Source organism: Stenotrophomonas sp. UBA7606 (genome assembly GCF_002477705.1).
Taxonomy (GTDB): domain Bacteria; phylum Pseudomonadota; class Gammaproteobacteria; order Xanthomonadales; family Xanthomonadaceae; genus Stenotrophomonas.
In genome coordinates this window covers 426-8,634 of record NZ_DLJW01000097.1, presented here as the reverse complement: position 1 = coordinate 8,634, position 8,209 = coordinate 426, and the positions used below count along the sequence as shown (strand labels likewise).

The following is an 8,209-nucleotide window of genomic DNA, read 5'->3' as shown; positions in this document are numbered from 1 at the left end:
AACTTCTTGGCGTAGACGGCGTTGATGAAGCCGGCCAGCGAGAAGATGGTCGCGCCCAGCAGCACCGTGCTCAGCGTTACCAGCGGGTGCGGGATGCGCACCGGGGTGAAGAACATGGCGATGATCAGCACGATCACGCCGACCATCAGGCCACGCAGCACCGCGCCGGCCACATAACCCCACAGGATCACCCAGTTCGGCATCGGGCTGACCAGCAGTTCCTCGACATGGCGGCCAAACTTGGCACCGAAGAACGAGGAGCTGATGTTGCCGTAGCTGTTCTGGATCACGCTCATCATTACCAGGCCCGGCACGATGAACTGCATGTAGCTGTAGCCGCCCATCTGCCCGATCTTGGAGCCGATCAGGCCGCCGAAGATCAGGAAGTACAGGGTCATGGTGATGGCCGGCGGCACCAGGGTCTGGCCCCAGATGCGCAGGATGCGGTTGACCTCGCGACGAACGATGGTGCCCAGCGCCACCCAGTTGCGGCTGCTGTCGGTCACGGGAACGGGGGTACTCATGCGCCGCTGTTCTCCAGGTTGCCGGTGAGGCGCACGAACAGCTCCTCCAGGCGGTTGCTCTTGGTACGCATCGAACGCACGCGGATGCCGGCGGCATTGAGGGCGTCGAAAACACGGTTCAGGTCCATCGCACGCGGCATGTCCAGGTCCAACGTGTGCGCGTCGGTGGCGACCAGGGTGGCGCCTTCGATCTGCGGCAGCTGGGCGGGCAGCTCACCGTCGATGTCGAACAGGAAGCCTTCCACATCGAGCTTGGCCAGCAGGCCGCGCATCGGGCCCTGCTCGACGATGCGGCCATGGTTGATGATGGCCAGGTTGCGGCACAGCTGCTCGGCCTCTTCCAGGTAGTGCGTGGTGAGGATGATGGTGGTGCCGGCGGCGTTGATTTCCTGCAGCGTCTTCCACATGTCGCGGCGAATCTCGATGTCCACGCCGGCGGTGGGCTCGTCCAGGATCAGCAGGCGCGGCTGGGTCATCATCGCGCGTGCGATCATCAGCCGGCGCTTCATGCCGCCGGACAGGGTGCGGCTCATCATCTGCGCCTTGTTCCACAGGTGCGCGCGCTTGAGCTCCTGCTCGGCGCGGACCTCGGCCTCGGCACGCGGAATCCCGTAGAAACCGGCGTAGTTGACCAGGATGTCGAAAGGCTTCTCGAACAGGTTGAAGTTGATCTCCTGCGGCACCAGCCCGATCAGGCGCATGGTCGCGCTGCGGTTGGTCACCAGGTCACTGCCGAATACCTGTACCTGGCCTTCGCTCAGGTTCACCAGTGAAGAAACGATGCCGATCAGGGTCGACTTGCCGGCGCCATTGGGGCCGAGCAGGGCGAAAAAGTCGCCGGGGGCGACCTCCAGCGACACGCCTTTCAGGGCCTGTACGCCGTTGTCATAGGTCTTGCGCAGGTCGGTGATGCGCAGCGCGGCTGCGCTGGGAGGGGTACGGGAGTCCAATCTCGGGCCTTCGCGCCGGGTACAGGCGTCGGATAAGTGCAGGCGGCTATTATAGAAGGCCCCGTGGTCCATACCCGGTTACACACTGTTCCTCTCCTGTGCCAATCCAATTCCCCCTCAAGCTGGTCGGCCGCCGCATGCTGGCGCCCAGCATCGGCCATTACCAGTTCGTCCGTGATGACGGCCAGCCGCTGGATTTCCTGCCCGGCCAGTTCATTCAGGTCCATTTCGACTACGCCGACGGCACCGCCACCAAGCGCAGCTACTCGCTGGCCACCATCCACGACCGTGCCCTGGGCCCGGGCGAGGCAGTGGAAATCGCGGTCAGCTTTGTCCCCGGCGGCGCCGCCACGGCCCTGTTCGAGGGCATGGCGCTGGGCGACCACGTCAGCGGCAGCGGCCCGTTCGGGCGTTTCTGCCTGCAGCCGGGCGACCACAATGCCCGCTACCTGCTGATCGCCACCGGCACCGGCGTCACCCCGTACCGCTCGATGCTGCCGCAGCTGCGTACCGCCATGCAGGAACGTGGCGTGGAAGTGGTGCTGCTGCAGGGCGCGCGCAGCCCGGGAGAGTTGCTGTACAGCGACGATTTCCATGCCTTCGCCGCCGCCAACCCGGGTTTCCGCTACATGCCTTGCCTGTCACGCGAGCTGCCGGAGAACCCGCATGCCGATGTCCGCCAGGGCTATGTGCAGCAGCAGCTGGCCGAGATCGCGCCGGACCCCGCCCGCGACATCGCCTACCTGTGTGGCAACCCGGACATGGTCGATACCTGCGTGGAAGCGCTGAAGCAGGCCGGTCTGCCGATGCCGCAGATCCGCCGCGAGAAGTACGTCAGCAGCAAGTAATCCGGGCTGTCTGCCCGGAACGGAAAAGTGTTTCGTGACTGGCCTCGCGTTCGCCCTGCGCTGAACGCGCGGTACGGCGCGTATCGTTCCTGCGTACCAAGGAACGGACGCTGCAGCGATGACGCCGGATCTCAGCAGTTTTCTGGGCACGATCAGCGTGGTGGTCAGCGTTGGCGTGGCGGCGGGATTTTCGGTATTGCTGCTGGTATTGCCACGACGTCCGGCGCTGCGTGCGTGGGTGGCCAGCCTGTGGCTGCTGGCCCTTGCCGTCTGCATGCGCCAGCTGCCTGGCGGTCCTGTCGGTCCCGCACCGGTGGCTGTGTCGTTCGCCGCCCTCGCGCTGTGCGGTGGTGCATTGTTGCTGGTGGGTGTATCCCAGCATGTGCAGCGTCCGTTGCCGTTCTGGAAGCCGGCCCTGGTGCTTGCGCCGCTGTTGCTGGCGATGCTGCTGGACGGCTTGCTGCTGCACCTGCACGGCATGCAGCGCAATCTCTCCAACCTGTGCGCGGTGGCCATGTACGCATGGATGACGTGGATGCTGCTGCGCCGGACGCCGCCGCAGCTGCGGCTGAGTTATTACGTCGCCGCCGGAGTGTTTGCTGCGCACACCGCCTATGCCCTCTATGGGTTGGGGCTTTCGCTGGAGCTGACCGCGCACGGCAACGATGAGACGCTGGCGGCGGTATCACAGCGGATCGTCGCCGGCGTGGTGCTGCTGATCGCCCAGTCATCGGCGTTGATGTTGTTGATCGTCGAAGAAATAGTGTGCGAGTTGAAGCAGCGTGCCAGCGTTGATGGGCTTACCGGCCTGCTCAATCGCAATGCGGTTTGGCAGGCTGCGCAGGCAGGGCTGGACGCATCGCTGATGGCGCACGCACCGTTCGCGGCATTGATCATGGATCTGGACTACTTCAAGCGCATCAACGACAACTGGGGACATCTGGTTGGTGATGAAGTGCTGCGCCATTTCGCCGACCTGCTGCGGCGGGCGGCGCCGGGGCCGACACCCGTGCTCGGCAGATACGGTGGTGAGGAGTTCGTCGTGGTGCTGCCGGGTGCCGATGCCGACGCGGCGATGGAAAAGGCCCAGTCCATCGTCGAGCAGGTGCATGACGCGCGGGTTCCCACCCAGGCCGGCGAGCTGCGCTACACGGTGAGCATCGGTGTGGTGGTCAGTACCACCTGCCGCGACCTGGAGCAGCTGATGTCACGCGCCGATGCCGCGCTGTATCACGCCAAGGCCACCGGCCGGGACAGCGCCTGCCTGGCGGTTCCCTGCGCCCAAACGCCCGTGCAGGCGATGGCTCCGGATGCTGTGCCGCAGCCATCACGGCGGCGTCAACGACGGAGCTGGTGTGTAAAGGGTGCTTGACATGCGGATAAGGGGGCGGGCAGAATGTGTAAAGCACGCTTTACAGGTCTTCTGCCATGTCCTCCCTCAGTTCACGCAGTGCCGCCGTTGGGATTTCTGTCTGCCGTGGCCAGGCCTGCAGTGGCAGGACAGGGCGATGATGCGCGTACGCCGTATTGCCCTGACCCTGCTGGGTGCAGTGTTGAGTGCAGCAGCAGGCGGGGGCCTGCTGCTGTGGGCGCGCTTCGATGGCAGCCCGCGCCTGGCCGGGGTGCTGTTAGGGGTGGCGCTGGGGCTGGTGTTGGCGGCGGTGTTGCAACGGTTGATGCCTGAGGGTTGTGACAGTGCACCACCGGCATTGCGGCGCCGCTATACCCGCGAGGTGATGGTGGCGATGGGCGCCTATGTCGTGCTGCTGCTGGCTTCGACCCTGCTGCTCAAGCGGGTGGACGAGCCGCTGCTGCGTGCGGCGGTGGCACTGCTGCCGGTGCCGCCCATCGTGTTGATGCTGCGGGCGATGATCCGTTACATCCGCGACGTGGACGAGCTGCAGCAGCGCATCGAGCTGGAGGCGGTGAGCTTTGCCACCGCCTTCGTCTCGCTGGTATACCTGACCGGGGGTTTCCTGCAGGTGGCGCGGGTGATCGACGTGCCGTCCGCGGCGGCGATGATCTGGGTGTTTCCGTTGGTGTGCCTGTCCTACGGCCTGGCCAAGGCCGTGGTCGTGCGGCGCTACAACTGAGGCGCGCGGATGGATAACCGCCTGCGCGAGCTGCGCGATGCCCGGGGCTGGTCGCAGGGGGAGTTGGCCGAGCGCCTGCAGGTATCGCGGCAGACGGTCAACGCGCTGGAAACCGGCAAGTACGATCCCAGTCTGCCGCTGGCCTTCCGTATCGCCGACCTGTTCGGGGCGAAGATCGAGGAAATATTCTTCCCCGCTGTCACATAGCTGCCGCCGCTGCGTCTGGGTGTAGGCAGGACCGTTGTTCCATTCAACCGTGAGGGGCTGTTCCGATGATGTCCCGCAATACCCGAACCACCTTGTTGGCCGCCGCCGTGCTGGTGGGCGTGCTGGGTTGCAAGGCAACCAGCCCGACGGCCAATGCCGATGGCACACCGACGGCAGGCAAATCCCTGCAGTTGGGCACGCTTGCATTCAAGCCATGCACCTTGAGTTCGCCGTTCAGCCGTGAAGCACTGGAAGCACAGTGCACCACCTTGCAGGTGCCCGAGGACCGCGCCAATCCACAGGGCCGCAAGATCGGCCTGAACATCGCACTGCTGACGCCGGAGAAGGAAGGCGAGGTACAGCCGGACCCGGTGTTTTTCCTGGCCGGCGGCCCGGGTCAGGCCGCGGTGGCGACCTATCCGCAGGTGGACGCGGCCTTCCGTGAGGTACGCAAGCACCGCAACGTGGTGCTGGTTGACCAGCGTGGCACCGGCGAATCCAACCTGTTGTCCTGCCCGGCGTATGACGGCGATGACATGTCGGCCACGGCGATGCAGGCGGCCGCGGCCAGCTGCGCCACGCAGCTGTCGCAGAAGGCCGATCTGCGCTTCTACACCACCACCGAAGCGGTGGCGGACCTGGATGCGGTGCGCCAGGCCATGGGGGTGGCGCAGATCAATCTGGTCGGGGTCAGCTATGGCACCCGTGTCGCACAGCAGTACGCCATGCGCCACCCGCAGGCCACCCGCAGCATCGTGCTGGACTCGGTGGTGCCCAACAGCCTGCAGCTGGGCAACATCTTTGCCCGCAACCTGGATGACGCGCTGGCCCTGCAGTTTGCCCAGTGCACCAACGCACCCGCCTGCAAGGACAAGCTGGGGGATCCGCGTGCCGAGCTGGATGCGCTGCTGGCAAAGCTGCGCGCGCAGCCGGTGACGGTCCGCTACCGCGATTCCGCCACCGGCCAGTCGCGTGAGGACGTGCTGCGTGCCGAAAGCGTGGCCGGGCTGGTCCGCATGTACGCCTACATGCCGGCTGCCGCGGCGCTGCTGCCCAAGCTGATCCACGAGGCCAACGCGGGCCGTTACGAGGAGCTGATGGCGTTGGCGCAGATGATGCAGGACGACATGAAGGACGCCATGGCCATGGGCATGCAGTTGTCGGTGGTCTGCAGCGAGGACGCCGACAGCTTTGCCGCGGCCAGCGCCAGCAGTGACGCGGGCACCGTGCTGGGTGAGCAGATGGCGCAGGGCCTGGGTGCGATGTGCGCTGCGTGGCCCAAGGGCAGCGCGCCGGCCGACTTCCACAAGCCCCTGGCGGGCAACGTGCCGGCGTTGGTGCTGGAAGGTGAGTTCGATCCGGTGACGCCGCCGCGTTACGGCGAGGAAGTGGTCAAGACTCTGGCCAAGGGCAGGCTGTTCGTGCTGCGCGGGCAGGGCCACAACGTGATCGGCGCTGGCTGCATGCCCAAACTGTTCGGGCAGTTCATCGACACCGCAGATGCCAAGGCGCTGGATGGCGCCTGCCTGGACAAGCTCAATTACGTGCCGCCGTTCACCAGCTTCAATGGCTGGGAACCGTGACATCACCGCATCACTGAGGAATCCGCTTCCATGATCGTTGCAGAACGACTCCGCAAGACCTTCCCCGGCAAGGGCAAGGACAAAACGCCAGTGATCGCCGTGGATGACGTGGGCTTCACCGCCCATGACGGGCAGATCACCGGCCTGCTCGGCCCCAACGGCGCCGGCAAGACCACCACGCTGCGCATGCTGTACACCCTGATGACGCCGGAGAGCGGCCGCGTGCTGGTCGATGGCGTCGATGCCGCCGTCGACCCGAATGCCGTGCGCCGCAGCCTCGGCGTATTGCCGGATGCACGCGGCGTGTACAAGCGCCTGACCGCCCGCGAGAACATCGACTACTTCGGTGAACTGCATGGCATGAGTTCGGCGGCCATCGCCGAGCGCACCGCGCGCCTGGCCAAGGCGTTGCAGATGGAGGATTTCCTGGATCGTGCCACCGAGGGTTTCAGCCAGGGCCAGCGCACCAAGACCGCCATCGCGCGGGCACTGATCCATGACCCGCGCAATGTGATCCTCGATGAGCCGACCAACGGCCTGGACGTGATGACCACCCGCGGCCTGCGTGGCTTCCTCAAGGAGCTGCGCGAGGAAGGCCGCTGCGTGATTTTCTCCAGCCACATCATGCAGGAGGTCGCCGCGCTGTGTGACCGCATCGTGATCGTCGCGCAGGGCAGGGTGGTGGCCCAGGGCACGCCGGATGAGCTGCGCGAGCAGGCCCATGAGAGCAACCTGGAAGACGCGTTCGTGAAACTGATCGGCAGCGAGGAGGGCCTGCACGCATGAGCCAGACTGGATACTTCCGCGCCATCATCACGGTGATGCGCAAGGAGCTGCGTGACTTCGCCCGCGACCGCCGCACCTTCCTGCTGACCCTCCTGACCGCACCACTGTTGTACCCGTTGCTGTTCCTGGGCATGAACAAGCTGACCAACCTGCGTGCCGAAACGCAGCTGGAAAAGGACTTGAGCATTCCGGTGGAGGGCATGGCGCGCGCACCCAACCTGGTCGCGTTCCTGGCCAGCCGTGGCATCAATGCAACCGAGGCGCCGGCCGATATCGAAGGCCTGATCCGCAGCCAGCAACAGGATCTGGCGCTGGTCATCGACAAGGACTTCGCCGCCGACTGGCATGCCGGCAAGCCGGCCAAGGTGGAGATCGTGGCCGACACCACCCGCCGTACCGGTGATGTGCAGATCGCCCGGGTACGCAATGTTCTCAACGAGTATGGGCAGTCGGTGGGCGCATTGCGTCTGCTGGCACGCGGGGTCAACCCGATGGTTGCCGCGCCGGTCAATGTCGGCACCCGCGATCTGGCAACGGCGGAAGCAAAGCGCGGCATCTTCCTGTCAGTGGTGCTGCCGCTGGTGCTGATGCTGTTCGCCTTCATCGGTGGCTCGCACCTGGCCATGGATACCACGGCCGGTGAGCGCGAGCGGCAGTCGCTGGAGCCCTTGCTGGCCACACCGGCCGCACGTGGTGCGCTGGTCAGCGGCAAGATGCTGGCGGCGGTGGTGCTGGGCCTGGCTTCGATGCTGCTGATCCTGGTCTCGTTCAAGGTCAGCGCCAGTATTGGCGGTGGGGCTGCGCGCTCGCTGGATGTCAGCTTTGCGGCGATGGGCAAGCTGCTGGTGATCCTGCTGCCACTGGTGTTGATCGGCACCGCACTGCTCACCTGCCTGTCGGCCAGTTCCAAGAGCATGAAGGAAGCACAGAGCCACATGGTGTGGTTGATGCTGCTGCCGATGCTGCCTGGCTACGCGCTGATGGCCTACCCGTTGAAGGACACCCAGCTGTGGCAGTACGCGGTGCCGTTCCTGTCGCAGAACCAGATGCTGGTGAAGGTGACACGCGGCGAGATGCCCTCGGCGACGCAATGGGCCGTATACCTGGCGGCCTCGGCGGCACTGGCCGTGGTGTTGTGGGCGGTAGCGGTGTGGCGCTATCGGCAGGAGCGGCTGGCCATTGCCGGCTGAGCACGTAGCAACAAAGGCCCGGAGTGAT

Annotated in this window: 9 protein-coding genes; 7 read left to right on the top strand and 2 right to left on the bottom strand. The window is 65.6% G+C overall.

Annotation, left to right across the window (positions count from 1 at the left end; translation table 11 throughout):
- The coding region (locus B2527_RS12230; protein WP_293713891.1) for an ABC transporter permease at window positions 1-524 on the bottom strand (524 nt) is incomplete at its 3' end.
- Window positions 521-1,474 carry an ABC transporter ATP-binding protein gene (locus B2527_RS12225; protein WP_293713890.1) on the bottom strand — a complete coding sequence of 318 codons (954 nt, stop codon included), beginning with the start codon at window positions 1,472-1,474 and terminating at the stop codon, window positions 521-523. The genes B2527_RS12225 and B2527_RS12230, both read right to left, overlap by 4 nt.
- Before the next feature lie 137 nt (window positions 1,475-1,611).
- On the opposite strand from B2527_RS12225, the gene B2527_RS12220 reads away from it, so the two are divergent.
- The 7 genes from B2527_RS12220 (at window position 1,612) to B2527_RS12190 (ending at window position 8,181) form a co-directional block, all read left to right on the top strand.
- Window positions 1,612-2,322 (top strand): FAD-binding oxidoreductase, encoded by a 711-nt coding sequence (locus B2527_RS12220; RefSeq protein WP_414717080.1) that lies wholly within the window; start codon window positions 1,612-1,614, stop codon window positions 2,320-2,322.
- 118 nt (window positions 2,323-2,440) lie between these two features.
- Window positions 2,441-3,694 carry a GGDEF domain-containing protein gene (locus B2527_RS12215; RefSeq protein ID WP_293713887.1) on the top strand — a complete coding sequence of 418 codons (1,254 nt, stop codon included), beginning with the start codon at window positions 2,441-2,443 and terminating at the stop codon, window positions 3,692-3,694.
- Between the two features lie 139 nt (window positions 3,695-3,833).
- The gene (locus B2527_RS12210; RefSeq protein WP_293713886.1) at window positions 3,834-4,415 is read left to right on the top strand and encodes a hypothetical protein; all 582 of its coding nucleotides are present in this window, start codon (window positions 3,834-3,836) and stop codon (window positions 4,413-4,415) included.
- Between the two features lie 9 nt (window positions 4,416-4,424).
- A complete protein-coding gene (locus B2527_RS12205) occupies window positions 4,425-4,622 on the top strand; it encodes a helix-turn-helix transcriptional regulator (protein ID WP_293713885.1) in 198 nt (65 codons plus the stop codon).
- Between the two features lie 68 nt (window positions 4,623-4,690).
- Window positions 4,691-6,205 carry an alpha/beta hydrolase gene (locus tag B2527_RS12200; RefSeq protein WP_293713883.1) on the top strand — a complete coding sequence of 505 codons (1,515 nt, stop codon included), beginning with the start codon at window positions 4,691-4,693 and terminating at the stop codon, window positions 6,203-6,205.
- A 30-nt stretch (window positions 6,206-6,235) separates the two neighbouring features.
- Window positions 6,236-6,991 (top strand): ATP-binding cassette domain-containing protein, encoded by a 756-nt coding sequence (locus B2527_RS12195; protein ID WP_293713881.1) that lies wholly within the window; start codon window positions 6,236-6,238, stop codon window positions 6,989-6,991.
- Window positions 6,988-8,181, top strand: a complete 1,194-nt coding sequence (locus B2527_RS12190) for an ABC transporter permease (RefSeq protein ID WP_293713879.1) — start codon at window positions 6,988-6,990, stop codon at window positions 8,179-8,181. Before B2527_RS12195 ends, B2527_RS12190 begins: the two co-directional genes overlap by 4 nt.
- Window positions 8,182-8,209 lie beyond the last annotated feature (28 nt).